This is a genomic window from Pseudomonas sp. BF-R-26 (genome assembly GCF_019947395.1).
Taxonomy (GTDB): Bacteria; Pseudomonadota; Gammaproteobacteria; order Pseudomonadales; family Pseudomonadaceae; genus Aquipseudomonas; species Aquipseudomonas farris.
Genome location: NZ_JAGYGK010000021.1, coordinates 1 through 25,601, shown reverse-complemented (window position 1 = coordinate 25,601; position 25,601 = coordinate 1). Strand labels below are relative to the sequence as shown.

At 56.9% G+C, this 25,601-nt stretch carries 29 protein-coding genes and 2 pseudogenes; 12 read left to right on the top strand and 19 right to left on the bottom strand.

Annotated features, from left to right (window positions below):
- Positions 1-185 precede the first annotated feature (185 nt).
- Complete coding sequence (locus KGB18_RS26555) at positions 186-389, bottom strand: hypothetical protein (protein ID WP_123720019.1); 204 nt, start codon at positions 387-389, stop codon at positions 186-188.
- Positions 390-532: 143 nt separating this feature from the next.
- Positions 533-1,207 (bottom strand): methyltransferase family protein, encoded by a 675-nt coding sequence (locus KGB18_RS26550; protein WP_123720018.1) that lies wholly within the window; start codon positions 1,205-1,207, stop codon positions 533-535.
- Positions 1,208-1,324: 117 nt separating this feature from the next.
- Between KGB18_RS26550 and KGB18_RS26545 the strand changes: the two genes are divergently transcribed.
- Positions 1,325-1,765, top strand: coding sequence for a hypothetical protein (locus tag KGB18_RS26545; RefSeq protein ID WP_123720017.1), 441 nt, complete (start codon positions 1,325-1,327; stop codon positions 1,763-1,765).
- A 32-nt stretch (positions 1,766-1,797) separates the two neighbouring features.
- On the opposite strand, the gene KGB18_RS26540 is transcribed toward KGB18_RS26545, so the two are convergent.
- A complete protein-coding gene (locus KGB18_RS26540; RefSeq protein ID WP_123720016.1) occupies positions 1,798-2,220 on the bottom strand; it encodes an HD domain-containing protein in 423 nt (140 codons plus the stop codon).
- 568 nt (positions 2,221-2,788) lie between these two features.
- Here KGB18_RS26540 and KGB18_RS26535 point away from each other — a divergent pair.
- Positions 2,789-3,073 carry a hypothetical protein gene (locus tag KGB18_RS26535; RefSeq protein WP_201060168.1) on the top strand — a complete coding sequence of 95 codons (285 nt, stop codon included), beginning with the start codon at positions 2,789-2,791 and terminating at the stop codon, positions 3,071-3,073.
- Positions 3,074-3,134: 61 nt separating this feature from the next.
- Here KGB18_RS26535 and KGB18_RS26530 read toward each other — a convergent pair whose 3' ends face one another.
- The 5 genes from KGB18_RS26530 to KGB18_RS26510 form a co-directional block, all read right to left on the bottom strand.
- The gene (locus tag KGB18_RS26530) at positions 3,135-3,443 is read right to left on the bottom strand and encodes an addiction module antidote protein (RefSeq protein ID WP_095053372.1); all 309 of its coding nucleotides are present in this window, start codon (positions 3,441-3,443) and stop codon (positions 3,135-3,137) included.
- A 2-nt stretch (positions 3,444-3,445) separates the two neighbouring features.
- Positions 3,446-3,739, bottom strand: coding sequence for a type II toxin-antitoxin system RelE/ParE family toxin (locus KGB18_RS26525; protein WP_123720014.1), 294 nt, complete (start codon positions 3,737-3,739; stop codon positions 3,446-3,448).
- 160 nt (positions 3,740-3,899) lie between these two features.
- Complete coding sequence (locus KGB18_RS26520; RefSeq protein ID WP_223570740.1) at positions 3,900-5,660, bottom strand: isocyanide synthase family protein; 1,761 nt, start codon at positions 5,658-5,660, stop codon at positions 3,900-3,902.
- 27 nt (positions 5,661-5,687) lie between these two features.
- Positions 5,688-6,404 carry an HAD family hydrolase gene (locus KGB18_RS26515; protein ID WP_123720012.1) on the bottom strand — a complete coding sequence of 239 codons (717 nt, stop codon included), beginning with the start codon at positions 6,402-6,404 and terminating at the stop codon, positions 5,688-5,690.
- Positions 6,404-7,399 carry an isocyanide synthase family protein gene (locus KGB18_RS26510; protein WP_123720011.1) on the bottom strand — a complete coding sequence of 332 codons (996 nt, stop codon included), beginning with the start codon at positions 7,397-7,399 and terminating at the stop codon, positions 6,404-6,406. Before KGB18_RS26510 ends, KGB18_RS26515 begins: the two co-directional genes overlap by 1 nt.
- A gap of 357 nt (positions 7,400-7,756) precedes the next feature.
- On the opposite strand from KGB18_RS26510, the gene KGB18_RS26505 reads away from it, so the two are divergent.
- Both KGB18_RS26505 and KGB18_RS26500 read left to right on the top strand, forming a co-directional pair.
- Complete coding sequence (locus tag KGB18_RS26505; RefSeq protein WP_223570738.1) at positions 7,757-8,257, top strand: Hcp family type VI secretion system effector; 501 nt, start codon at positions 7,757-7,759, stop codon at positions 8,255-8,257.
- Complete coding sequence (locus KGB18_RS26500) at positions 8,250-8,954, top strand: DUF4225 domain-containing protein (RefSeq protein ID WP_223570737.1); 705 nt, start codon at positions 8,250-8,252, stop codon at positions 8,952-8,954. The genes KGB18_RS26505 and KGB18_RS26500 overlap by 8 nt, the downstream gene beginning before the upstream one ends.
- A 15-nt stretch (positions 8,955-8,969) precedes the next feature.
- On the opposite strand, the gene KGB18_RS26495 is transcribed toward KGB18_RS26500, so the two are convergent.
- Both KGB18_RS26495 and KGB18_RS26490 read right to left on the bottom strand, forming a co-directional pair.
- The gene (locus KGB18_RS26495) at positions 8,970-9,449 is read right to left on the bottom strand and encodes a hypothetical protein (protein WP_223570736.1); all 480 of its coding nucleotides are present in this window, start codon (positions 9,447-9,449) and stop codon (positions 8,970-8,972) included.
- 147 nt (positions 9,450-9,596) lie between these two features.
- Positions 9,597-10,157 carry a TetR/AcrR family transcriptional regulator gene (locus KGB18_RS26490; RefSeq protein ID WP_223570735.1) on the bottom strand — a complete coding sequence of 187 codons (561 nt, stop codon included), beginning with the start codon at positions 10,155-10,157 and terminating at the stop codon, positions 9,597-9,599.
- Positions 10,158-10,283: 126 nt separating this feature from the next.
- On the opposite strand from KGB18_RS26490, the gene KGB18_RS26485 reads away from it, so the two are divergent.
- Both KGB18_RS26485 and KGB18_RS26480 read left to right on the top strand, forming a co-directional pair.
- The gene (locus KGB18_RS26485; RefSeq protein WP_223570734.1) at positions 10,284-10,961 is read left to right on the top strand and encodes a DJ-1/PfpI family protein; all 678 of its coding nucleotides are present in this window, start codon (positions 10,284-10,286) and stop codon (positions 10,959-10,961) included.
- Positions 10,962-10,985: 24 nt separating this feature from the next.
- Positions 10,986-11,516, top strand: coding sequence for a DUF2867 domain-containing protein (locus tag KGB18_RS26480; protein WP_317850985.1), 531 nt, complete (start codon positions 10,986-10,988; stop codon positions 11,514-11,516).
- Positions 11,517-11,611: 95 nt separating this feature from the next.
- Here KGB18_RS26480 and KGB18_RS26475 read toward each other — a convergent pair.
- The 6 genes and pseudogenes from KGB18_RS26475 to KGB18_RS26450 all read right to left on the bottom strand — a co-directional run.
- Positions 11,612-11,713: pseudogene (locus KGB18_RS26475) on the bottom strand (cupin domain-containing protein); the annotation flags it as partial.
- A complete protein-coding gene (locus tag KGB18_RS26470) occupies positions 11,712-12,179 on the bottom strand; it encodes a GNAT family N-acetyltransferase (RefSeq protein WP_223570733.1) in 468 nt (155 codons plus the stop codon). The gene KGB18_RS26470 and the pseudogene KGB18_RS26475, both read right to left, overlap by 2 nt.
- 300 nt (positions 12,180-12,479) lie before the next feature.
- A complete protein-coding gene (locus tag KGB18_RS26465) occupies positions 12,480-13,028 on the bottom strand; it encodes a cupin domain-containing protein (RefSeq protein WP_008011722.1) in 549 nt (182 codons plus the stop codon).
- Positions 13,029-13,571: 543 nt separating this feature from the next.
- The gene (locus tag KGB18_RS26460; protein WP_201060163.1) at positions 13,572-14,855 is read right to left on the bottom strand and encodes an NAD(P)/FAD-dependent oxidoreductase; all 1,284 of its coding nucleotides are present in this window, start codon (positions 14,853-14,855) and stop codon (positions 13,572-13,574) included.
- A 52-nt stretch (positions 14,856-14,907) separates the two neighbouring features.
- Complete coding sequence (locus KGB18_RS26455; protein WP_201060162.1) at positions 14,908-16,398, bottom strand: aldehyde dehydrogenase; 1,491 nt, start codon at positions 16,396-16,398, stop codon at positions 14,908-14,910.
- 233 nt (positions 16,399-16,631) lie between these two features.
- A complete protein-coding gene (locus KGB18_RS26450) occupies positions 16,632-18,008 on the bottom strand; it encodes a glutamine synthetase family protein (RefSeq protein WP_050681361.1) in 1,377 nt (458 codons plus the stop codon).
- Between the two features lie 280 nt (positions 18,009-18,288).
- Between KGB18_RS26450 and KGB18_RS26445 the strand changes: the two genes are divergently transcribed.
- The 5 genes from KGB18_RS26445 (at position 18,289) to KGB18_RS26425 (ending at position 23,613) form a co-directional block, all read left to right on the top strand.
- Positions 18,289-19,050 (top strand): gamma-glutamyl-gamma-aminobutyrate hydrolase family protein, encoded by a 762-nt coding sequence (locus KGB18_RS26445; protein ID WP_123721232.1) that lies wholly within the window; start codon positions 18,289-18,291, stop codon positions 19,048-19,050.
- Between the two features lie 367 nt (positions 19,051-19,417).
- The gene (gene potA / locus KGB18_RS26440) at positions 19,418-20,560 is read left to right on the top strand and encodes a polyamine ABC transporter ATP-binding protein (protein WP_050681360.1); all 1,143 of its coding nucleotides are present in this window, start codon (positions 19,418-19,420) and stop codon (positions 20,558-20,560) included.
- Between the two features lie 29 nt (positions 20,561-20,589).
- Complete coding sequence (locus KGB18_RS26435) at positions 20,590-21,471, top strand: ABC transporter permease subunit (RefSeq protein ID WP_187326436.1); 882 nt, start codon at positions 20,590-20,592, stop codon at positions 21,469-21,471.
- Positions 21,468-22,352, top strand: coding sequence for an ABC transporter permease subunit (locus KGB18_RS26430; RefSeq protein WP_123721229.1), 885 nt, complete (start codon positions 21,468-21,470; stop codon positions 22,350-22,352). The genes KGB18_RS26435 and KGB18_RS26430 overlap by 4 nt, the downstream gene beginning before the upstream one ends.
- Positions 22,353-22,515: 163 nt before the next feature.
- The gene (locus tag KGB18_RS26425) at positions 22,516-23,613 is read left to right on the top strand and encodes a polyamine ABC transporter substrate-binding protein (RefSeq protein ID WP_223570732.1); all 1,098 of its coding nucleotides are present in this window, start codon (positions 22,516-22,518) and stop codon (positions 23,611-23,613) included.
- Positions 23,614-23,968: 355 nt separating this feature from the next.
- On the opposite strand, the gene thpR is transcribed toward KGB18_RS26425, so the two are convergent.
- A complete protein-coding gene (thpR, locus tag KGB18_RS26420) occupies positions 23,969-24,544 on the bottom strand; it encodes an RNA 2',3'-cyclic phosphodiesterase (protein ID WP_123721228.1) in 576 nt (191 codons plus the stop codon).
- A gap of 126 nt (positions 24,545-24,670) precedes the next feature.
- On the opposite strand from thpR, the gene KGB18_RS26415 reads away from it, so the two are divergent.
- Positions 24,671-24,865, top strand: coding sequence for a hypothetical protein (locus KGB18_RS26415; protein ID WP_030128949.1), 195 nt, complete (start codon positions 24,671-24,673; stop codon positions 24,863-24,865).
- Between the two features lie 14 nt (positions 24,866-24,879).
- Here the strand turns inward: KGB18_RS26415 and KGB18_RS26410 are convergent, their stop codons facing one another.
- Both KGB18_RS26410 and KGB18_RS26405 read right to left on the bottom strand, forming a co-directional pair.
- Positions 24,880-25,233 carry a DUF1428 domain-containing protein gene (locus KGB18_RS26410; protein WP_052963031.1) on the bottom strand — a complete coding sequence of 118 codons (354 nt, stop codon included), beginning with the start codon at positions 25,231-25,233 and terminating at the stop codon, positions 24,880-24,882.
- Positions 25,234-25,249: 16 nt separating this feature from the next.
- Positions 25,250-25,601: pseudogene (locus KGB18_RS26405) on the bottom strand (hypothetical protein); the annotation flags it as partial.

The window sequence follows — 25,601 nt, the reverse complement described above, 5'->3', positions numbered from 1 at the left end:
GAACGGAAAAATTGTGGTCTGTCCCGGTATTTCACGAGCGTCAGTTTCGAACACCACTGTCATGTTTACCACCCGAAAGGAAATCCCGGGACAGACCACGATTTCAAAAATCGTTGAATGGAAAAATCGTGTATGGCATCCAAATCCAAATGCCTACCCGATCGGCGTAGATATCGTCTTGAATCTCACTCTGCTCGCGACTGTGTGAGCGACCACATCCAGACGCTCAATACTACGAGCAATACCAAGGCGAGCACGCTTGGCCACAGGGGCATGGGATACCCATTAACGAGAACCTCGGGGCGAATAATCAGGCGCCCCAGTTGCGCCAAGGCCATCAGTGCGTAGACGGTGCCGGCCACTCGCAGCCCAATGATCCGGGATCTCATGCTGTTCTCCTCGACCTGAATATGAACGTAACAGGCGAGCAAAAGCGTTGTTTTTTGCCGGCCCAGTGTGTGAAGTCATGAAGGGGCGGCCAGCCTTGGCGCTCCTCTCCTCCCGCTCGGAAACCACTATCCAACCCTGGCCTTCACCAGAGGCCGGGGACCAATCTCCACCGGACTCGACGGGTGTAATCGTCATACCCTGCAAGCTCGGACCGCAACAGCTGGTCCTCCAATGCCGTGCGCAAGACGAGTAACGCCGACGCCAGCGCGGCGGGCACCAGTGCCCAGAACGAACCCAGCGCAAGGGCCATGCCGAAGAACAGGAACAGTGCGGCGATGTACCCGGGGTGACGCACGAAACGGTAAGGGCCACTATCGATCACGCGCTGATGCCGCTCGGCCTGGATGCGCACACCTGGTTCGAAGAACGGATTCACTGCCTGCGCCCAGCCTGTTACCGCGATGCCCGCCAGCACAGCGATGTAGCCGCCTAGCACCAACCAGGCCGGTACCGCCGACCAATGGAAACGCCCGGCATCGATCGCCGCGACCGGCAGGACTGCCGTCATCGTCGGCAATATGAGCGCCAGCAGCGCTTTGTCCCAACTTTTAGTGCCTGGCTGAATCCGGCTGCGCGCGCGAAAGATCACAGGGTTGACCCACGCCAGGACAAGGCCTGACGCGCCCAAAGCCAAAATCAGAACGATCAGCAATACCCATCCGGGCCGCCAGGCAATGGTGCCAGCCGGCAGGAAGATCAATACCAGCAGCGCAAGCGGCAGGCCGATCCCATAAGTGATGGCCGTACGGCGTGACATCGCCTTCGGTTCCTGGGGAGTTTCTGTCTTTTCCATTTTGCTTGCCATATTCGATAGGCCCGCAAATGGAGTCTAGAGTTCCCCTAACCACCGAGCGACGTGATCGAGGGAACTCCCATGCCCGCCACAGCAGAATCCCGAGCGCGCACCCGCGCATTCGCACGCGTCATTGGGCCTTGGCTGCTCATCGTGCCCGGCATCATCGCCGTGCGGGCGCCAGACATGGGGCCACTGGCGGCCGACTTCTTCGCGAGCCCGCTCACCGTGTGGTTTGCCGGCGCCCTGCTGCTGTTCGGTGGCCTGCTAATCATCGCGTTCCATCAATATTGGTCGAACGCCGCGGCGGTTGTGATTTCCCTGTCCGGTTGGTTCCTGGCTCTTCGCGGCGCTGTACTCCTGGCCGCGCCGCAACTGATTGAACGTGGCGTGGCTGTATCGGCGAGGGTGCCGTTGCTGGTGCAAGTCGGCTTCGGCGTCGCCGTGCTGATCGGTCTCTGGCTCACTTATGTCGGCTGGATTGCCAAGCCCGATGCGTCGCCGGCAAAGGGCGTTTTATAAGCATGAGCACGCAGTAAATCTGGAATTCCACTCTACGAACGCAACACCCCTATCGCCCGCCGATACTTCTCAACGCGCTCCAGATCCTCCCAGGACGGCTGGGCAATCCGCGACAAGTCGCTGTTCTCTTCCAGATCCGCCAGTTTCACCACCCGCCCGATTGGGTTCTGCGCCACGCGCTCGACAAACTCTTCGTAGGACTCGTCCGGCACCTTGGTCACCGACGCAATCGCCATCAGCACCGTTTCGCTGAAGCCTTCGTTACGCAGATCGTCGAAGCTGATGCCGCAATCCTCGACCACGTCATGCAGCACCGCGACGATGCGCTCTTCCAGCGTGTTCACCCGCAGCATGACTCTCAGTGGATGCAAGATGTAAGGCGCGCCGCCCTTGTCCACCTGCCCCTCATGCGCCGCGGCGGCGATGGCAATGGCGCGTTCCAGTGTTTGATTCATGGGATTCTCCTAGGGTTAAACGCCGTAACGGCCGCTGAAATGAATGTTGCGTTTGAAACAAACTGCAATCGTGTTCGTTTGATGAAGCCGCCGCCAGGATTTTTAAGTCTGAGAATCTTGTAGGAAACAACCGTTTGTGGCGAGGGAGCTTGCTCCCGCTGGGCTGCGAAGCAGCCCCAAACCCTGCTAGCCCGTTTCCTCAGACACATCGCAATGCCCGGTTTTGCGGTGGCTGCGCCACCGAACGGGGTCAAGCCCCCTCGCCACAGTGACCGCGTGTGGTCCTACAGCCCGGTTGCGGCTACCAAAATGGCTGCCTAGAGTGGGTCTGTCGCTGACCGCAGTTAGCGATAGGGTTTCGCAGCCCCAAGGAGAGATGGCCTTCACCGTCGAATGAAAATTCTGGCAAAATTCGCCCGCGTTTCATTTCATGGCGGTTGTGCGTGGGAGACTTTCGAGTCTGCCGGGTTTAGGTCATCTCTCGGTCTGCGAACCCGCGTACAGCTGCCACCCAATTGTTTCGCAGCGAAAAGGTGGCACCTCTATTTACTTTCTTAGAGAACTACCAATGACCACGAACAACCCGCTCCGCCACTACACCCCGATGTCCCACCACGCCACCGACCACCCCGTCCTCCTCATCGACGCCGATGCCCCGCTACGCGAACTCCACAACTGCCTCAGCGAACGCCTCAACGCCGTCCTCAAATACCTCAACCTCATGGCCTGCACCAGCCTCCCCGACTACGCCGAGCACGACATCAACACCGTCACCAACATCGCCCGGATCATGGTCCAGGATGTGAGCGATGTGTTTCGGGTGATTGAGCAGCGTGGTTTTGATACGCCGTAAAATCAAAAAGGTGACAGATCCATTTGTTTAAATAGATCTGTCACCTTTTTCGAGGTCGCGCTCAGACAATCGAGTGATTTGCCGCATGTCCCGGTTGTGCGCAGAGATCAATGCCAAGGGCATGGATGACCTTTAGAACCGTATCAAAACGTGGTTTCGCGCCTGGCGCGAAAGCCTTGTACAGGCTTTCGCGGCCCATTCCAGAATCCTTGGCAATTTGTGTCATGCCACGGGCCTTTACCACGTAGCCAATAGCACGAAGAAATTCTTCGTTGTCGCCGTCTGCCAGTACCTGAGAGAGGTACTCGCTGATGGCTTCGTCGCTGTCGAGTAGTGCCGCCATGTCGAAGGTAGTCAACGTGTGGCCCATTTTTAAACCTCCCTTGCCAATTTTTTCGCCCGTCGGATATCGGTGTTTTGCGAAGACTTGTCACCACCGGCCAGCAAAACGATGACTGCGCCATTTCTCATAGTGAAGTAAACCCGATAGCCAGCGCCGACATCCACGCGCATTTCGGAGACACCATCACCTACCGGCTTGATATCGCCTAGATTACCCGCAGAGGCACGGTCAATGCGACGAGCGATTGCAACCTTGGCCCGCAAGTCGCGAATCGAGGCATGCCATGCCACGAAGATTGTGGTTTGCTGAATAAGATAATTCATTGCTCGACTGTATCCATATGAATACAGACGGGCAGTCAGGTCATTCTCTGGTCCAGAGTATATTTTTCCCTGAATTGTGTAGGCAACATGACGAAGCGGTTAGTGATGATTCGAGACTTCTCGCAAGACCCTGTTTCCAGGGCCCGCAAAACAACAGCGATCAGTAAACCTGCACCCGCCACAACTCCCGCGACGAAGAACCCGCCGACATCGGCAGCCTTCCATGCAGCGTCCGATAGTTATCAATCAGCACCAAATCACCCTCACTCCATTGATGGGCAATCATGCAGTCCGGGTCATAAACCAGCGCATTGACCTGTTCCAGCAACGCCTGTTGAGCCTGCTCATCATGATCCTGCACAGACTGACTAAGCGTCTGCAGTGCCGAATCAGTGCCCTCTTGGTAACGCAGGATAAGTTCGCCGCTGCGGGGGTGATGATCCACCAGGCTGTACATGCGCGGCGAGCCGCCGAAATAGGTCATTTTGGTGTAGTAGGTGATGTTCACATCCTGCCATTGTCGGGCGACTTGCTGCCCGACTTTGCGCAGTACGTTTCGGCTGTCGACGATGGTGGTCTGGCCCTCGCCCGGTTGCGGCGCTGTCTTGCAATACAGCATGAATTTACTGGCGCAGAATTTCGGATTGCGCTGAACCTGTGCGTCGCTGTCGGGCAGCATGTTCAGGTCCCAGTGCAACGGCGTTTTCTCCAGCGAGTGCACCACGCCTTGGGGTTTGTCCGCGGGTTTGACCACGTGCACGGCGCCGAAGGCCCATTCGTACAGCGTGCCGAAGCGTTCGCAGCTGCGAGCAAAACTGTCTTGGTCGTCGAAGCGACAGCCCTTGAGGCAGACGAAACCGAAGGTTTCCACCAGTGCTTCGAGCAGACCGGTGGACAGTCGTTCGAAACCCAGCCCCAACGGATCCCGCACCACCAGACCAAAGAGCGGCAGTTTTTGCAGTTCGTATTCGAAGCCTTTGGCCTGCGGGTTTTCTGTTTGGTGGTAGAGCCACGGCCGCCCTTGCCAAGTGACCAGCACATGGTGGTCGAGGTCGACCTGAGCGCGTGCGCGAAGGCTCTGGCTGCCATCGATGTTGCACACCGGCACGGCATGCCAGGGGCTGTCGACACGGGTCAGCCCTTCTGCCAGGCCGAAGGTGAATTTGGGCCCGGCATTGCTGTATTGATGGACCGACAATCGAATGTCATCGCCGAAGAAACGATCCACTGCCGCATTCAATGCCTGTCCGCGAAACATCATTTGGTAGGCTTTGAAGTTGATTTGCTGCAGGTACTCGTCCTCGCTCTGCCCGTCTTCACGGCACAGACGCAGGTCGTTGTAGAGGTGGCTGCAGAGGTGGTCATGTGCCTGGCTGAGGGATTCATCGTGCCGGCTCTGCTCGATCAGATCCCCAAGGTTTTTCCAGGGCAGACGGGCCTGCTTGATCAGGCTGGCGCGAACCGACTCGGCACTTTGGGCCTGAGGGAACAGGTCTTCCATGCTGACCCACTGAATCGTATGGGTGGTGCACAGTTCACGCAGAGCCCGGTTGTAGGTCTCGCGAACCTCGTCGGCCACCCCGACGATGTCGTTGAAGGTCGTTCCGTCACTGAGGATCGAGACCACACAACCCGGTGCGTGCAACGCGGCGATGGCTTGGCCGAGCTGGTCGAGGCGCTCGATAGCGATTACTTCGCCATAATCCGGCAACACGCCGAATGTCTGGTCAGTGGCGTTCGGCGACTTGCAGGGAAAGCCTGGCAGCACCAGACGCACTGGCAGGCTCTGATCGAAGCAGTGTCCCAGGCGTAGCGCGAGATGCGCTCTGCCTTGTGCTTCGAAACAATCATCCGTGCCTTTCAGTAGATAACCCGCGAGCAAATCGCTGACAGCAGCGATCCATGCATCTCTATGTTCCATAGAACAACTTCCTTGAGAGTGTGTGTATCAATAGGATTTAACGGTATCGCCATGTTCGGTGAACGCATGCGCTGTTCCGCAGACTTGCTGCAGAATGCGCAGCAACCCGGCCGGCTGTTCGCAGCAGAAGTTCGGGGCTTGGGCCTGCAATGCTGGGGTCAGGCCATATCCCCAGGTGACCGCCGCCGAGTACATGCCTGCAGCACGGGCGGTCTTCAGATCGATCTCGGTGTCACCGACGAACAAACAGCGTTGCGGATCAACCGACAATCGCCGGGCGGCGTCCCATGCCACATCCGGCTGAGGTTTGAGCGCCCTGCCCGCGCGATGCCCCAGAATCGTCCCGAAGGTATTTTGTGGAAGCAGCGCATCGGTTACTTGCCGAGCCATGTCCTCGGTCTTGTTGGTCACGATTGCCAGCGGCACGTGTAACTGGCGACAGCCTTCAAGCAAGGCAAGCACACCGCTGAATGGCCGGGAAAATTGAACAAGGTTGTTTTGATACAGCGCCACATAGCGCTGGTGCAGGGCGACCGCATCGGCTATGCCGAACTGCGTGGCAAGCTGCTCGATCATCGCCGTGACCCCGCCGCCGATGTAACCCCGCACTGTTTGCGCCGTCTGCGCCGGGCAACCGTGTTCGAGCAACACTTGGTTCAGGCACCACGTGATGTCAGGCAAGGTGTCGACCAAGGTCCCATCCAAATCGAAGAGTACGGCTTCGACCCGCAACCGAGACGTCATCATTGAGCACTGGCGTAGTGACAAGGACGCCCCTTGCGAAACACCAGGCGGTGGTAGCGCTCATCGACATTGCTGCGTTTTTCGAGGGTGACCACACCTCGCCGCTTGATAGCCACCGAATGCCAGGGCGTACGCCACAGGTCACTGGTTGGCACCAACCGGATACCGATTTTCGTCGACACCGCCAGTTGCGGGTGAATCGACAGGCGCAGGCAATTCGGGTAGCGCGCCTGTAACAGCGCACTCCAGGCTTCACTGCGCTGGATCACCCGCTGCGAGGCCGGCTTGGCGATTTTCTTCACCGCATTAAGGCTCATGCCGGCGAATACTTTGAGCCCCGAGTAATCCTCGGAAAGAAAGCGATGGATACCGCAGTACATCAACATCATGTGCGGATCATCCTTGAAACGCTGCTGCAACAAGACCAATGATTGACCGTGCTCAATCATCATCTCCTCACGCATGGCGTCCAGACAATCAAGCGGAGGATAGGCATCCCTGAGGTCGAAATGGGCGAACGTGCCGGGATAGTGCTGTTCAGCGTAGTCCTGGATAGAGTCGGTGTAGGCCTTAACGTCTGCATCGGGAACATGCACCAAGTCAGAGAACACATAGCCATCGGAGCAGATATGAATCAGCGCTCCTGGTGCGTAGATCTCCTGGATCTCCTTGCACAGGCGATGTAACTCGTCGATTGCGTGATGTTCAGCAAGATCGGGTAGATGGCTGAGGGTTTTCTTGCGGCTGGGCGACTTGCCGGGAAAGGCTGGCAAGACCATTTCGACCTTGCGACCGCTCTCGACCGCCTGCATTACTTTCGCCAGATGGGGTTCCAGCACCTGCAACGAAAGCTCGTGATCCTGCCCCGGGGCAAGGCTACGACGTCGAAACAGGCATTCGAGGATTTGCTGGGCAATGTTCATGTGTGGGGTGTTCTGATGCTCGTGCACCAGCTGACCGCACACCTGTTGAGCAACGGTGTTTGAACCCTGCATAGACAATCCCTTGTGTGGTGAATAACGGCCATTTTTTGACCGTCAGCAGATATTCCTTACCTGCGGGCGGCTAAATTCCTACAAGTCGTTGGGGCTGTCAATCGTGGCAATCAGGAATATTGCGGTCTGCACATCCCGATGAATCTGCGACACCTTCCTCGATCACCTACCTGTTGACGCCATTCATCAGTTGTGATTAATCGCGCAGCAATGTAGGGGTTTTCCATTACTAATTTCTTTATTCGCTGTAAGAATAGTCCGAACTTTTTAGGGCGCTGAATCAAACAAAAACTCTCCTGACAGAGCAACTGTTACGCTTGGAATAGAGCGAGCAGTTGACTAAAGGGAGTGGCATATATGGCTAATCACGGTTACATGAGTATTATCGGTAAGCGGCAAGGCTTGATTTCTGCCGGGTGCTCCGGCTTGAGTTCTATCGGTAACAAATGTCAGATCGATCATGAAGACGAAATCATGATTCTGGCGTATTCGCACAACATGATTACAGGCAACGACGGCGGTGTTTCAGGTAGTCGCGGCAAGCACCTGCCCATCATGATCACCAAGAACATCGATAAATCTTCACCGTTGCTGGCCAGTGCACTTCATGAGCGCGAAGAAGTGGAATGCACGATCCATTTTTATCGAACATCCCCAGCGGGCGGCCAGGATAAATATTATTCAATACAACTCACGGGGGCGAAAATTGCACATATCAGCCTTCAAGTTCCTCATGCCATTCATATGAACGATGCACAACCACAAGAACTGGTATCCATTCGTTATCGCGACATTAGCTGGACGCACATTCAGGCCGGCACATGCGCTTATAGCACTTGGGGGAACGAGGATGAATGATGAAAGCTGTGATATTCACGACGTGACCAAAGCCGCGTCTGATCTTGTGGTGTTTGGGTGTTCTATTGGTGCTACGCAACTGTACGATAGTTTTTTGCAACTTCAATTTAGTTCGGTTGTTTCATCTTATGCTAACGAGATTATCCAAGCTATTGATGAAGGAGTTATCAGTGCATGGCAAGGGATACAAGAGATTAGAAAGGAATATGCCGAGTTATCGTCCAAGGCACTTTTTTATGCTCAAAACGGCGTTGGGATTATGGCAGGCGCCATGCAAATTGAGGCAGGTGTTTCCAAGATAGGAAAAACAAGAGGTGCCGGCATAGTAGTCAGCGCGCCATTAATCACACACGGTTTCAACAACATCTATGAAGGTGTGGGAAACATCTACAATGGCCCTGGCGTGCCAGGTATAGTTGGCCCTGTGCGAGAGTTTTATCAAGAACGCCTTGGAAGCGTTTACGATGGCAACATGGCCTACTACTCCATGGATTTGCACTTATCTATAAACGGCTTATTATCCCTTGCTCGAAAGCCCAACTCAACTCAGCTTTTTAACCACGACCCTATCAATTATGAAATAGCCTACAAACAAATGGGGAGACTCGCTTTAGCTTTCGAAACATTAGTCGACGCCATCACAATTAATACAATGATAAACGAGAGCAATATAACAATCGAAACGAATCAACCATGAGCAGGGAACGATCAATCATCGCCCACGCCGTGATTGCCCAGTATAAAAGCTCAAGAAAAACAAGATCAACGTAAAAACAAGAAATATAACTGCTACAGATAACAAATAAGGCACACCATCTAAAAACTCAATTTTCTTCACCTGCGGAATAAAAATCGTGGTCCCGACTGTAGCCCCAATGACAATTCCAACCCAAGAGCCACGCAAACCAATATACTTTTCATCCATCATCTCGCCAAGCCAAACACTCCTTAGCCTGAAAACATAAAAACGCAAGCAAAAAAAGCTGATAATTATATACATCACAATGTAAGCAGCTCGCAAACCACCACCCTCCAAGGGCACTATCTGCTTTATCCATCCGACAACTATTAGCGTATAAAGCCCCGCTGAGCCGAGGGCAAGAGAGCATATCCAAACATAATAGCGAAAATTACTAAAATTCATAAAAACATGATCCATCATGGCTACAACATTTGAAAACATTATAGCCATGCATTAGATCGATGGAAGCACTGAAACATCTACTAAATCAAAAGTTCGCCGGGGTGTTGGCGCTGATGATTTCAACCTCATCGACCCAATATGGTAGATCGCGTTAGCTAGGCGGCTTGCCTTGAAGGGAATAGCGTTCAAGCAGCCTCATGACTTGGCCCGCCACGGTGGAAGAGCCCCTTCGAAAAGTGAAAAGGCTCGATGCAGGAAACTGTTGAAGCGAGCGGCATCACGCCGCAGCCCTGCCTGTTGACCACCAATCAGGCACAGATGGGCCACCTGACCAATCACTTCTGCTTCGCCTGGCATATGGACCAAGCGGCGGCACGTCCGTATCGCGAAGTCCAGTCGTCTTGTGTCAACACGCTGCTGAAACTCGCCTACCAACGGATCGTGCAGCGACCAGGCTCGGATGGAAACTTCCCGCCCAGGTTGTTTCTCAGCGGCAATACTCAAGTAGCGTTTCAAGGTTTCGCCCGCGCTACGACCCTGCGCCGCATAAGCGAGCATGCGCTCCGTGTAGTCTTCTTCCCAAGCGGCCAGCAAGGTGCGGACAAAGTCTTCGCGATTGCGGAAATGGTGATAGAACGATCCGCGGGTCACATTCAATCGGCGCGATAGACTTTCGGCCGAAACGCCAATATGCCCTATTTGGTCGAGGGCCTCAAAACCAGCGGCGATCCAATGGTTACGAGTTAGTTTTCTCACCAGTTATTTCGCTCCATATTTAGCGCCATACAGACTGTGTATGGTGCGCAACCGATTGATACGCTGCGAACACCAGCAAAGATGGCCGTTGCGTTTTGCACGCCAGCACTTTTCATGGAGCTCGCCTTGAAGAAAATCGTTCTGGTTGCTTTCGACCAATTCACTGATATCGACCTATTCCTGATGTGGGACATTCTAGGCCGCAACACTGAGGACTGGCACGTCCGAATATTGGGTTCTAGCTCTATCGTGCGATCGGCGCACGGCCTGCCTGTTTCGGTGCACGGTCCGCTTTCCGAGGCCAATAGTGCCGACGCGGTATTGTTCGTCAGCGGCAAGGAAGGGATACCCGCTGCACTTGCCGCCCCAGATTTCCTGCCGTCGTTTGAACTTGACTCCAAACGCCAGCGAATCGGCTCCATATGCGCCGGAGCTTTCATTCTCGAACGGCTTGGGCTGCTCAGCGGCCAAGCAACTACACACCCGGATGCACGATCGAGCTTGCAAGCTCTGGGACTTGAGCCCGTGGACCAGCCTCTTGTATGCCAGGGGAACGTTGCAACCGCTGGCGGATGCCTTTCGGCGCTCTATCTGGTGGGATGGTTGGTTGAATCCTGGTTCGATGTCGACAAGCGCCGTGCGACGTTGCTCCCTGTTCTGCCAGCTGGGCAGCAAGAGCTCTATGATGCCTTGATCGGGCTCAGTATCCGACAAGGAGAAGTTGGCGCCACAGGGCGACAAGGAGCGTTATACGACAAACCATCGCAACAAGAAACGCGACATGGCATGTCGTCTAATTGGTAGTTAGAACTCAGGAGAGATCCCCCGATGCCCCGAGAATTTGAGCTCATTATGTCCGTGCCAGTCCCCTCGAGGTCCGGCATCTCCCACTTTTACAAGTCGATGAACCTAGCGGACGCTTTTGCGATTCGGCTCCCTGCGGGCACATCCAGCAATCCAGATTTGCTAGCTCGATTCATCTTTTCCCACCAGCCATCCTGGATCGGATGGCTCACGAAAGTCCGAGACACTATTGTTGCCTGTTTCGGTCTCAAGACAGCCAAACATCTGGCATCACTTGCTAATCGGATTGGAGCCTTCAAGGTCTACAGCACGAACCAGACTGAAATCGTGTTGGGTGAGGACGACAAGCACCTCGACTTCCGGATATCGATCCTATGTTCTGGAGAGGCAGAGCCAGAAGGCAGTCGCCAACTCGTTTTTTCAACCGTGGTCCAGTGCCACAACCGTCTAGGCCGGGCCTACATCTTCGTTATTGCCCCATTTCACCGCTTGGTTGTTGAGGCCAGCCTCCTCCGTGCAGCGCGCGTCGGTTGGCCTCTGGCTACCTGCCCCTAAGGCTGAGAGCCTGTGTGCCCCCTGAGGTCTAACCCTTCCATCGAAAGGCTGTTCTGGCAAGCCTGGCCAAGTCTCTCATGTCAAACGTTAGGCCTCTAAGATTCATCAATATTGCGAAACCGATGCGGCAACGTCGTCGGAAAGTAATACCCATCCCCGGCATTCAACACACTAATCTGCCCATCAACGCCAAGCCTACAAAAGCCCTTTCACCATCGGCACACAAGCCAGCTGAAGCCCGGAAGGCGAATGGTAAATAGCAGGTTTGTCACCAACGAAACCGCAGCGCCGGTAAAAGTCAGCTGCGTTCAACGTGGCGTCCAGATTGACTTCCCTCAGCCCCAAATCCCGTGCCAGGGATTCAAGGTAGTCCAAGACTCTCAAGCCAATACCACGTTGCATAAAGCTCGGGAGCACAAAGATCGCACCGATTTCGCTCCTCTCCAGATCAAGCATTCCTGTCGCCACCGGCTCCCCCTGAATACAGCCCAGATAAAAGTGTTTATCCATCAGGTCGCTATATCCGTCCTTGGCTGCTCCTGCCGTCCAGGCCAGCATTTGCTCCGTGGTATAGGCACCGATGCATTGATGCCGTATCGCTTGAAGGCGAATGTCGAACGCCGTTTGGGCATCGCTGTGCGTGGCGCGTCTAATCTCGAACATTTCATTCTCCGTTAGCCATCGGTAGACGGAGAACTAAAAAGCCCCGTCCATTTCTGGCGGGGCCTTGGGTGATTACGTCAAATTCTGTGAACGCATGACCTCATGGCCCGCCAGAGGCGGTCATGTAGGAGCACATCATGTTCATGCGGCGTGTGTAGGTCATGGGCCGATAGTGTTTTGGATGATCCGGGTTGTCAATCGTGGAGCGGAACGATTAAGAACAGTACCCGGATTTACGACTGCTTCGCAGCCGAACGCAGCCTTCGGCAGCTGCTACAGATTTGATGTTCGCTATCGGTATCAGAAGTTAGCCGGGGTGTTGGCGCTAATAATCTCCGCCTCATCCGCCCCAATATTGCGAAATCGATGCGGCAGCGTCGTCGGAAAGTAATACCCATCCCCGGCATTCAACACACTAATCTGCCCATCAACGGTGAGCTCAACCGTGCCACGGGTAACGAGCCCACACTCCTCCCCTTCAGCATGCACGATGGGTTCTTCGCCAGAACTCGCCCCAGGCGCGTACTGCTCGCGCAAAAGCCGCATCTGCCGACTCGGTACCGAAGCGCCAATCAGCAACAACCGCAGACCATGACGGCCGAGATCCGGCTGTTCATTGGCGCGGAACACGTATTGGTGTTCGCGAGGCGGTTGGTCGAAGGTGAAGAAGTCCGCCAAGGACATGGGGATGCCTTCGAGCAGTTTTTTAAGGGAGCTGACGGAGGGACTGACGCGATTCTGTTCGATCAGGGAAATGGTGGCATTGGTGACGCCGCTACGCCGTGCCAGCTCGCGCTGGGACAGTTTGTAGCTTTCGCGTACTAATTTGAGTCGTGAGCCCGTGTCCATGACAGCCTTATGCGAAGAATACTTAAGGGGTAATGGGGGTGGGTGGCGGGCGACTGGTGGCCGCGGGTTACGCCGTTTCCCGTCCCGGAACCGTGAAAGGCGGGTATTAAATCACGTTTGTTGGTGTTGCTCAGCAGGTTCGATAAACGGCAGATAAATCAAATAGGTGAATGATAGTCGTCCGCCCATTTACGAAACCCGTGGGAGCGGGCTTGCCCGCGATGGCGGTGTGTCAGCCGACATCTATGTTGACTGTGCTGTCCTCATCGCGGGCAAGCCCGCTCCCACAGTGGTCGGTGTTGTTCGCAAAATTTGTGTATGTCGCCAATTTCCTTGTGGGAGCGAGCCTGCTCGCGATGGCGGTGTTTCAGGCGACATCGATGGCGGCTGATAGGGCCTCATCGCGAGCAGGCTCGCTCCCACAGTTGGTCCGGGTTGACCACACATTTGGTGTTCGGCCTGAATCCCTGTGGGAGCGGTGCCCTGCTATGACTGGCATTAGCCGGCGGCACATTTTTGGGATGGCCGCCGGCAAGGTTCTACTTAGATGCCGAATCGATCGCGCAACGCGTAATACGCGGCGCCCATGGCGGTGAGTGGGGCCTGGAAGGTGCGGCCGCCGAGCATGGGCATGTGTGGCAGGGAGGCGAAAGCATCGAAGCGTTCGGCGTCGCCGCGGATCATTTCCGAGATCAGTTTGCCGGCCAGGTGCGAGCAGGTGACGCCGTGGCCGCTGTAGCCTTGCATGTAGTAGGCGTTTTTTTCGATGCGGCCGAATTGCGGCATGCGGGACATGGTCAGCAGGAAGTTGCCGGTCCAGCGGTAGTCGATTTTCACGTCCTTGAGTTGCGGGAAGGTTTTAAGGATTTTTGGTTTGATCAGTTGCTCGATGTCGTCGGGCTCACGGGCGCCGTAGACCACGCCGCCGCCGTACAGCAGACGGTTGTCGGCGGTGAGACGGTAGTAGTCGAGCAGGTAGTTGCAGTCTTCGACGCAGTAGTTGTTGGTGATCAGGCTGCGGGCGACTCTTTCGGACAGCGGCTCAGTGACGACGATTTGCGAACCGCAGGGCATGCTTTTGCGCGTGACGCGGTTGTCGAGGTCTTGAGGCAGGTAGGCGTTGCCGGCGATCAGCAGGTACTTGGCCCGCACCACGCCTTTGGCGGTGCGCACGGTGATCGGTTCGCCGTAGGTGATTTCCACGGCGGCGGATTGTTCGTAGATTTTGCCGCCCAGACTGATGATCGCAGCGGCTTCACCGAGGGCCAGGTTCAGCGGGTGGACGTGGCCGCCCTGCATGTCGAGCAGGCCGCCGACGTAGTTGTCGCAACCGACTTCGCGCTTGATGTCAGCCGCGTCGAGCATTCTCAGGTTTTTGTTGCCGTAACGCTCCCAGCTGCTCTTCTGCTCAGCCAGGCCGTTGAGTTGCTTTTTGTTCAGCGCTGCGAAGATGCCGCCGGGGCGGTAGTCGCATTTGATGTCGTACTCTTTGATGCGCGAGCGGATGATGTCGGCGCCTTCAAAGATCATGCTGCCGAGCACTTCGGCGGTTTTGTCGCCGTAGCGTTCTTCGATCACATCGACGTCGCGACTGTAGGAGTTGACCAGTTGACCGCCGTTGCGACCGCTGGCGCCGAAGCCGACTTTGGCGGCTTCCAGTACGGTGACGCTGTAGCCCGCTTCGCTGAGGAACAGCGCCGAGGACAGACCGGTGTAGCCGGCGCCGATCACGCAGACGTCGCAGTCCACCGCTTGTTCCAGCACCGGGAAGTCACCGGTGAAGTTGCGGGTTGCGGCGTAGTAGCTGTTTACATGTGCTTGTTTCATACATTTCTCCGAAGGCCGCCGGCGTGTACCGGCAACCACCGCTGTAAAAGTGTTAGAGCTTGATCCAGGTCGCTTTGAGTTCGGTGTATTTGTCGAACGCATGCAGCGATTTGTCCCGACCATTACCCGACTGCTTGAACCCGCCGAACGGCGCGGTCATGTCGCCGCCGTCGTACTGATTGACCCAGACACTGCCGGCGCGCAAGCCGCGAGCGAAGGTATGGGCCTTGCTCAGGTTGCTGGTCCAGACACCGGCAGCCAGACCGAAGATGCTGTCGTTGGCGATCTGCAGGGCTTCTTCAGCAGTGTCGAAGGTGATCAGCGACAGCACCGGGCCGAAGATTTCTTCCCGGGCGATGGTCATGGCGTTGGTCACGCCGTCGAAAATTGCCGGTTCCACGTACAGGCCACCGGTGCCTTCGAGGGTACGATTGCCGCCAGCGATCAGTTGCGCACCCTGGTCTTTACCGATCTGGATGTAGCGCAGCACGTTGTCCAGTTGGCGCTGATCGACGACCGCGCCGACGGTAGTTTCAGGATCGAGGGCGTGGCCCGGTTTCCAGGCTTGCAGCGCTTCCACCAGCAGCGGAATGAACTGCTCGCGAATCGAGCGCTCCACCAACAAGCGCGAACCGGCGGTGCAGACTTCGCCTTGGTTGAAGGCAATCGCGCTGACCGCCGCTTGTGCTGCCGCGCGCAAATCCGGCGCATCGGCGAACACCACGTTCGGGCTCTTCCCGCCCGCCTCCAGCCAGACGCGTTTCATGTTGCTTTGCCCGGCGTAGATCAGCAGTTGCTTGGCAATCGCGGTCGAGCCGGTGAAGGCCAGCACGTCGACGTCCATGTGCAACGCCAGCGCCTTGCCGACGGTGTGACCGAAGCCTGGCAGGACGTTAAACACGCCTTTGGGGATGCCGGCGTCGAGGGCCAACTGCGCGATGCGAATCGCCGTCAGCGGTGACTTTTCCGAAGGCTTGAGGATGAACGAGTTGCCTGCCGCCAGGGCCGGGGCGAACTTCCAGCTGGCCATGATCAGCGGGAAATTCCACGGCACGATGGCGGCGACGACGCCTGTCGGCTCGCGGGTAATGAGACCGAGTTGGTCGTGGGGTGTGGCGGCGACTTCGTCGTAGATTTTGTCGATGGCTTCGGCGCTCCAGCGGATCGCGTTGGCGGTCGCTGGGATGTCGATGCTCATGGAATCGCTGATCGGTTTGCCCATATCGAGGGTTTCGAGCAGCGCCAGTTCTTCCTGGTTTTGCAGAATCAGATCAGCGAAACGAATCAGGACGCGCTTGCGCTCGGCCGGGGGCAGTTTGGACCAGATGCCGGACTCGAAGGTGCGGCGTGCAACCTGCACGGCGGCATTGGCGTCGGCTTCGTCGGTGCTGGCGATGTTCGCCAGGAAGCGGCTGTCGACCGGGCTGATGCATTCGAAGGTATCGCCGCTGAGTGCCGGGCGGTATTGGCCGTCGATGAATGCGCGGCCTTCTAGTGTGAGGGACTGGAAGCGTTGCTCCCAGTCGCTGCGAGTGTTTGTCATGGTTGTGACTCTACGCAGAGGAATAGTTGATCGTTGGGCTGACTGCCAGTCAGTTAAAGATTTGAAATGCAATCCCTGTGGGAGCGGGCTTGCCCGCGATTGCGGTGTATCAGGCGCCATTAATGTTGGCGGTGATGACGCCATCGCGGGCAAGCCCGCTCCCACAGGGTGGGCGGTGTACACATGATCTGTGTACGCCCACCTTTCATCCTTGACTGACGGTGTTTGACCCATCAAACCGTATGCAAGTACCAGTTGTACTCAAGGTCCGAAATGGAGTTTTCGAACTCGGCCAGTTCGCTTTCCTTGCACGCGACGAACACGTCGATGTACAGCGGGTCGATGTAGCGCGCCATGACTTCGCTGTCGTCCAGCTCACGCAAAGCATCGCGCAGGTTGTTCGGCAGGCTTTGCTCGTTCTGCTCGTAGCTGTTGCCTTCCACCGGGGCGCCCGGTTCGATTTCGTTGGTCAGGCCGTGGTGAATACCGGCCAGCACCGACGCCATCAGCAGGTACGGGTTGGCATCGGCACCCGCAACGCGGTGTTCGATGCGCACGGCGTCCGCCGAACCGGTGGGCACACGCACCGCCACGGTACGGTTGTCGATGCCCCAGCTTGGCGAGTTCGGTACATAGAACTGCGCGCCGAAACGGCGGTACGAGTTGACGTTCGGGCAGAGGAACGCCATCTGCGCCGGCAGGGTCTCGAGCACACCGCCGATCGCGTGACGCAGTGCGGCGTTCTGCTCGGGATCCTCGCTGGCAAAGATGTTGTTGCCTTCTTTGTCGAGAATCGAAATGTGTACGTGCAAACCATTGCCCGCCTGGCCCGGATACGGCTTGGCCATGAAGGTGGTGTCCATCTCGTGGTCGTAGGCGATGTTCTTCACCAGACGCTTGAGCAACACCGCGTAGTCGCAGGCCTTTATAGGGTCGGAGACGTGGTGCAGGTTCACTTCGAATTGCGCCGGGGCGCTTTCCTTGACGATAGCGTCAGCGGGGATGCCCTGCTCTTTCGCGCCTTCGAGGATGTCTTGCAGGCAATCGACGTATTCGTCCAGATCATCGATCAGATACACCTGAGTCGAGTGCGGGCGTTTGCCGGACACCGGCGAGCGTGGCGACTGCGGACGACCGTTCACGTTGTCCTGGTCGATCAGATAGAACTCCAGTTCGAACGCCGCGCAAATGGTCAGGCCCATGTCATCGAACTTGCTCACCACCTGACGCAACACTTCACGCGGGTCAGCGAAGAACGGCTGGCCTTCGAGTTCGTGCATGGTCATTAACAGCTGCGCGGTCGGGCGCTTCTGCCAGGGTTCGATGCTGAGGGTATTGGGGATGGGGAAGCAGATTCGATCCGAGTCGCCGATGTCCAGACCCAGGCCGGTGCTTTCCACCGTAGAGCCGTTGATGTCCAGAGCAAACAGTGACGCCGGGAGGTTAATGCCTTTTTCGTAAACCTTATGAAGACTGGTGCGTTCGATGCGCTTGCCGCGCACCACACCGTTCATATCCGCAATCAGAAGGTCGACGTACAAAACCTCAGGATATTTCTTAAGGAATGCGTTTGCTTCGTTGAGTTGAACGGCACGCAGAGGGACCGACATGATGCACCTATTAGCTGTTAATTATTATGTTCACTACCTTGTTGCGAGCCCAGTCAACCCGAACGGCAAAGTGAAGTCAATAGCGAACACTTGGCCTCTCAACCTATATTCACGGGCCTTTATTGGGGCGATGAGTGCCAGATCAGTCTTGCACACCACGTAATTCCTGAAGATCAGACGCCTGGCGTTTAGAATTTTTTACATGAGAGTTGTTAATTAAAATCAACAAGGCTAAGCTCCGGAAAAGCTCGTTCAAGTGTGAAACTTCGAGGTGATAAAAATGGCATTCAAGCCATTGATCGGCGTTACTGCGTGCATCAAACAGATTGGCCTGCACCCCTACCACGTCAGCGGCGACAAGTATTTGCGCGCTGTCAGCGTCGCGGCTTTGGGGTTGCCCGTGGTCATTCCTTCCTTAGGCGATCTGACCGAAATCGATGACCTGCTCGCGCAGCTCGACGGTCTGTTGCTGACCGGCTCGCCATCGAATGTGGAACCCTTCCACTATCAAGGCCCGGCCAGTGCCCCCGGTACGGATCACGATCCGCAACGGGACGCTACTACCCTGCCCTTATTGCGCGCAGCTATTGCCGCCGGTGTTCCGGTGCTCGGCATCTGCCGGGGCTTTCAGGAAATGAACGTGGCGTTCGGCGGCAGCCTGCATCAGAAGGTGCACGACCTACCCGGCTACCTTGATCATCGCGAAGCGGATCACCCGGACCTGGTTGTGCAATACGCGCCTGCTCATGCGGTCAACGTGCAGCGAGGTGGCGTGTTCGAAGCGCTGGACCTGCCACAGATGTTCCAGGTCAATTCGATTCACAGCCAGGGCATCGACCAGCTCGCTCCCGGCCTGCGCGCTGAAGCTGTCGCGCCAGATGGTTTGATCGAGGCGATCTCCGTCGAGCACAGCAAGGCCTTCGCCGTCGGCGTGCAATGGCACCCGGAATGGCAGGTGCTTTCGAATCCGCCCTATTTGAGTATTTTCCAGGCGTTTGGCGAAGCGTGCCGGCAACGGGCGGCGCTGCGTAATACGCGCTGACTTCAAAAAGTATTCCACGATTTAACTGCCCCGTGAGTCTGGCGGGCGTGCCTTTGCGCGCCGGTCGCTCACGTAATAGATGAACCGCAATAAAAACAAGTACGACCAGGCAGCCAGGATGGCGGTGCCGAATAAGCCCGACTGGTACGGGTCAGTGATTCAAACGCAAACCCCTGTGGGAGCGGGCTTGCCCGCGATGACGGTGTGTCAGTCGACATTATCGTTACCTGACACACCGCTTTCGCGGGCAAGCCCGCTCCCACAGGGATCTTCGCTGAATTGACTGGCACCGTACGGCTTGGGCTTGCAATCAACTACTAAGTCAGGCCGCGTTGGCCCGACGACTGAAACCTGTTGGGAGTTTCATATGGCAAACGCCTCCAGCATCTACAGGAAGGCTCTTGAAGGTCACCAGGCACCGAAAAAGGTGTTGGTGAAAGTCGACCGCGTCACCAAGAAATTCGACGAAACCACCGCTGTGGACGATGTGTCCCTGGAGATCCATCAAGGGGAAATCTTCGCCCTGCTCGGCGGTTCCGGCTCGGGTAAATCGACGCTGCTGCGCATGCTCGCCGGCTTCGAGCGCCCGACCGAAGGGCGGATTCTGCTCGACGGTGTCGACATCACCGACATGCCGCCGTACGAACGGCCGATCAACATGATGTTCCAGTCTTACGCACTGTTCCCGCACATGACGGTGGCGCAGAACATCGCCTTCGGTCTCAAGCAGGACCGCTTGCCCGCCAGCGAAATCGACGCCCGTGTCGAAGAGATGCTGCGGCTGGTGCACATGACCCAGTACGCCAAACGCAAACCCCATCAGTTGTCCGGCGGACAGCGTCAGCGTGTGGCACTGGCGCGCTCCTTGGCCAAGCGGCCGAAGCTGTTGCTGCTCGACGAACCGATGGGCGCACTGGATAAAAAGCTGCGCTCGCAGATGCAACTGGAGTTGGTGCAAATCATCGAGCGGGTCGGCGTGACCTGCGTGATGGTGACCCACGATCAGGAAGAAGCCATGACCATGGCCGAACGCATCGCGATCATGCACTTGGGCTGGATCGCCCAGATCGGCAGCCCGGTCGACATCTATGAAGCCCCGGTCAGCCGCATGGTCTGCGAGTTCATTGGCAACGTGAACGCCTTCGACGGCACCGTGGTCGAGGATCTGGAAGGTCACGCGATCATTCACAGCCCGGATCTGCAACAGAAGATCTACGTCGGCCACGGCGTGAGTACTTCGGTGCAGGACAAGTCGATCACCTACGCCATCCGCCCGGAAAAAATGCTGGTCAGCACCCTCAAGCCCGAGACCCGCTACAACTGGTCCGAAGGCAAGGTGCATGACATCGCCTACCTCGGCGGCCACTCGGTGTTTTACGTGGAATTGCCCGGGGGCAAGATCGTCCAGTCGTTCATGGCCAACGCCGAACGCCGTGGCGCGCGCCCGACCTGGGACGATCAGGTTTACGTGTGGTGGGAAGACGACAGCGGCGTGGTACTGCGCTCATGAGAACCTTCAATCAGCAGTTCCTGCGCCTGGTGCCCAGCGGCCGCAAACTGGTCATCGGCATTCCGTTCCTGTGGTTGTGCCTGTTTTTCCTGTTGCCGTTCTTCCTGGTGATGAAGATCAGCTTCTCGGAAGCGGCGCTGGCCATTCCTCCCTACTCCGAGATTTACACCTTCGCCGAACAGAAATTTCAGCTGCTGCTGAACATCGGCAACTACTCGCTGCTGACTGAAGATGAGCTGTACATCTCAGCTTACTTCGGCTCATTGAAGGTCGCGTTTTTAAGCACGCTGATGTGCCTGGTGATCGGTTTCCCGATGGCCTACGCGATCACCAAGGCCAACAAGGAAACGCAGAACGTTTTGCTGCTGTTGATCATGATGCCGACCTGGACCGCGATCCTGATTCGCGTCTATGCGTGGATGGGCATTCTCAGCAATAACGGTTTGCTCAATGCGTTCCTGATGTGGACCGGGCTCACGTCGCATCCGATCGAGATCCTCAATACCAACACGGCGGTCTACATTGGGGTTGTTTACGCTTACTTGCCGTTCATGGTGTTGCCGCTGTACGCCAACCTGGTGAAGCACGATCAAAGCCTGCTGGAAGCCGCGTCAGACCTGGGTTCGAGCAACTTCAACAACTTCTGGAAAATCACCGTGCCGCTGGCCAAAAACGGGATCATCGCAGGTTGCATGCTGGTGTTCATTCCGGTGGTCGGTGAGTTCGTGATTCCGGAACTGTTGGGCGGCCCGGAAACGCTGATGATCGGACGCGTGCTGTGGCAGGAGTTCTTCAACAACCGCGACTGGCCGGTGGCATCCGCCCTGGCGGTGGTGATGCTGGCGATTCTGATTGTGCCGATTCTGCTGTTCAACCGCAGCCAGGCTAAAGAGATGGAGGGACGGGGATGAAACGCTTCGGATTTTCAAAGTTCATGCTGATTTTCGGTCTGTCGTTTATCTACCTGCCGATGCTGATTCTGGTGATCTACTCGTTCAACGCCTCGAAACTGGTGACGGTGTGGGGCGGCTGGTCGGTGAAGTGGTACGTCGGCCTGCTCGACAACTCGCAACTGATGGGCTCGGTGGTGCGCTCGCTGGAAATCGCCTGCTACACCGCGATTGCTGCCGTGGCGTTGGGCACCCTCGCCGCTTTCGTGCTCACCCGTGTGACGCGTTTCAAGGGTCGCACGCTGTTTGGTGGTTTGGTGACGGCGCCGTTGGTGATGCCGGAAGTGATTACCGGTCTGTCGCTGTTACTGCTGTTCGTGGCCATGGCGCAGTTGATCGGCTGGCCGCAGGAGCGTGGTTTGGTGACGATCTGGATCGCGCACACCACGTTCTGTGCAGCGTATGTGGCGGTGGTTGTATCGGCGCGTTTACGTGAGCTGGACCTGTCGATTGAAGAAGCGGCCATGGACTTGGGTGCGCGTCCGTTCAAGGTGTTCTTTCTGATCACCATCCCGATGATCGCGCCGTCGCTGGCAGCGGGCGGCATGATGTCGTTTGCCTTGTCGCTGGATGATCTGGTGTTGGCGAGTTTCGTTTCCGGGCCAGGCTCGACGACGTTGCCGATGGAAGTGTTCTCGGCGGTGCGTCTGGGCGTGAAGCCTGAGATCAATGCCGTGGCCAGTCTGATTCTGCTGGCGGTGTCGATCGTCACGTTCATGGTCTGGTACTTCAGCCGCAAGGCCGAAGCCACGCGCAAACGGGCGATCCAGGAAGCGATGGACCAGACCGCCAGCGAGTCTTGGCAGCAACCGAAAAACCAGCGAATCGAAGCGACAGCTTAGTGCTGCGGTTCAGTTAACTGTGGCGAGGGAGCTTGCTCCCGCTGGGCTGCGAAGCGGCCCCAAAAATTCTGGCAACACTTGCCTATTTTGTGAGTGCTGCGCACTCAAGCGGGAGCAAGCTCCCTCGCCACAGGTTCTATAAAAAGAAAATGGAGTTGTACCGATGAAAATGTTTGGCAGGACTCTGCTGACACTGTCCTTATTGGGCGCTATGGCTACCGGTGCCCAGGCCAATGACAAGGTATTGCGCGTCTACAACTGGTCGGATTACATCGCCCCGGACACGGTCAAGAAGTTCGAAGACGAGACCGGCATTCGCGTGACCTACGATGTGTTCGACAGTAATGAAACCCTTGAGGCACGCTTGCTGGCCGGTAAATCCGGCTACGACATTGTGGTGCCCTCCAACAGTTTCCTGGCCAAGCAGATCAAGGCTGGCGTCTATCAGCCGCTGGATAAATCGAAGCTGCCGAACTGGAAAAACCTCAACCCGGTGCTGCTGAAAAACGCCTCTGCCAGCGATCCTGACAATGGCCACGCTTTCCCGTACATGTGGGGTTCGATCGGCATCGGTTACAACCCGGCCAAGGTCAAGGAAGTGCTGGGCACTGATGCGCCGGTGAACTCTTGGGACCTGCTGTTCAAACCGGAAAACGCCGCGAAGCTCAAAGTCTGTGGCATCAGCTTTCTTGATTCACCGACGGAAATGCTTCCGGCCGCCCTGCACTATCTGGGCTACCCGGTGAACTCTCAGGACAATGCGCAGATCGCTGAAGCCGAAGCGCTGTTCATGAAGATTCGCCCATCGGTGGCTTATTTCCATTCGTCGAAGTACATCTCCGATCTGGCCAACGGCAACATCTGCGTCGCTGTCGGTTACTCCGGCGACGTGCTGCAAGCCAAGGCCCGCGCCAAGGAAGCCGGCGACAAGGTGAAGATCGAATACAGCATCCCGAAAGAAGGCGCCGGCAGCTTTTACGACATGGTTGCCATCCCACGGGATGCGGCCAACGTCGACAACGCCTACCTGTTCATGAACTTCCTGATGCGCCCGGACATCATTGCCGAAGTCACCAACAGCGTTGGCTACAGCAACGCCAATGCGGCGGCCACACCATTGGTGGATGAAGCGATTCGCGACGACCCGGGTTCGTATCCTCCACAAGCGGTGATGGCGACGCTGTATGCGATTCCTGACATGCCGATCGGTATTCAGCGGGTGATGACCCGGGGCTGGACGCGGGTGAAGCTCGGTAAGTGATTCACTCGGCATCACTGTTCAACCTGACATCGCTATCGCGAGCAGGCTCGCTCCCACAGGAGTCCGTGGTGGAGCGCAGATTTGTTGATGACGCCGTTCCCCTGTGGGAGCGAGCCTGCTCGCGATGAGGCCATCACATCCAACATCAATCTGATCGTTCCCACGCTCTGCGTGGGAATGTCTCCACGGACGCTCCGCGTTCGGCTCTGGAAGGGGACGCGGAGCGTCCCGGGCTGCATTCCCACGCAGGGCGTGGGAACGATCAGTGGCAAGGTTTCAACCATTTTCCGTTCACGCAGCGCCTTACCACCGCTGCACTCCTCTGAAGAAGAACGGCTTCACCTGGCTTCCTCGGTTAAGGTGAATTTCGGGCGCCCTCGGGCGCCTTTTTTTGTGTAGAAATCAGCGGCCATTCGGCCAGCGCCCGGTACCGACCTTTATGGGATTCGAACAAGGTGAAGCGGTCGGCGCGCAGGAAAAATTCTGGTGGCGTAGCGGATTCGGGGACTGGTGACCGGTAGTCGCGCATCAGGGTTAAATGCGGGCGAAATTCCCGACGGGTGTCTTCAAAGCCAAACGGCAACATGGCCTGCTCCAGCGCATACACCAACCGCAACAATTGCGGTTCTGCTTGCTCGGGCGCCAGCAACAAAACCCCGGAGCGACGCCAGACTTCCAGTCGATCAAGCACAACCGTCAACGGCATGCCGGGCAGCTGGACATTGGCGGCGGCCTCGCAGACGCCTGCTATCTGCGCCATCCCCACCGTGCCGAGAAACAGCAGCGTCAGATGAAAGTTTTCCGCCGGCACCGGGCGCCCGACATTGAGCTCCAGCGCGTTGCGCCATTGGGCAATGGCCCGGCGTTGTTCGGGGGCGCAGTTCAGGGCGAAGAACAGCCGTTTGAACGGCACACGGGTTTCATCGCTCATGTCTGCCACCTCAAGGCTTCGGGGACCCTTTGATTTTACAAAGGGATACCACACCAGCAAGTGCATTTCTGGCACCTCCCGGCATGCGCGTTATAGTTGAAGCAACCGAATCGACGGGAGGACGCCATGCGTCAGATCATCAGCAAAGAGCCATGGTGGGCCGTGCCACCGAAACCCGGCCAGGATGAGTCCGAGCTGGAATGGGGCTGGCTGGTTCACTACAACGAAGGCGAGCCGCGCTTCGAGTTCATCAAGGAGCGACCCTCGGACAGCGAGATTCGTAACCGCAAGAGTTGCAGGACCGCCCCGACGCCGGAGTGATCCTGCGGCTCCCGTCAGGCTTTCACGATCATATCGAAACCGCCAAAAATCATGCGCTGACCGTCAAACGGCATTGGATTGACGTCGGGTTGCATCCGCGGATCGCTCATGAGTTTCGCCATCCCGGCGTCACGGGTGGCCTTGTCCGGCCAGACGATCCAGGAAAACACCACGGTTTCGTCTTCCTTGAGTTTTACCGCCATGGGAAACGAGGTCACTTTGCCATCGGGTACGTCGTCTCCCCAGCATTCGGCGAGGCTGAGTGCGCCGCTTTCCTTGAAGATCGCGGCAGCGGATTGCGCGTGTTGCTTGAATTTTTCGCGGTTGGCGGTGGGTACTGCCGCGACGAAGCCATCAACGTAAGCCATGATCGTTCTCCTTGGGTTATGGGGTGATCCGCTGGATAGTCGAATCAGCGTGGCTCCAATCGACAGATCCCGCGTTCTGATCGACCGACGGCTCGACTCGCTGTTCAACTGACTGATCGACTGACTGATCGACTGGCTGCTCAACTGACTGCTCGACTGACTGTTCGATGGTGGCGGCCAGGCTGCCCTCGATCTGCCTGGCCATGTACAGCGTTCCAGCCATGACGCCGGTTGCGGGGTTATCCACCAGCTTCACCCATGCCTTGTCGAACGAATTGCCCAGGCTGCTGCGAATCAGTGCCTCGCTATCGGGCCGGTCGTTAGCCTGAATAATCGCGCGCACCCCCGCCACCCCCACGGAAATCAAC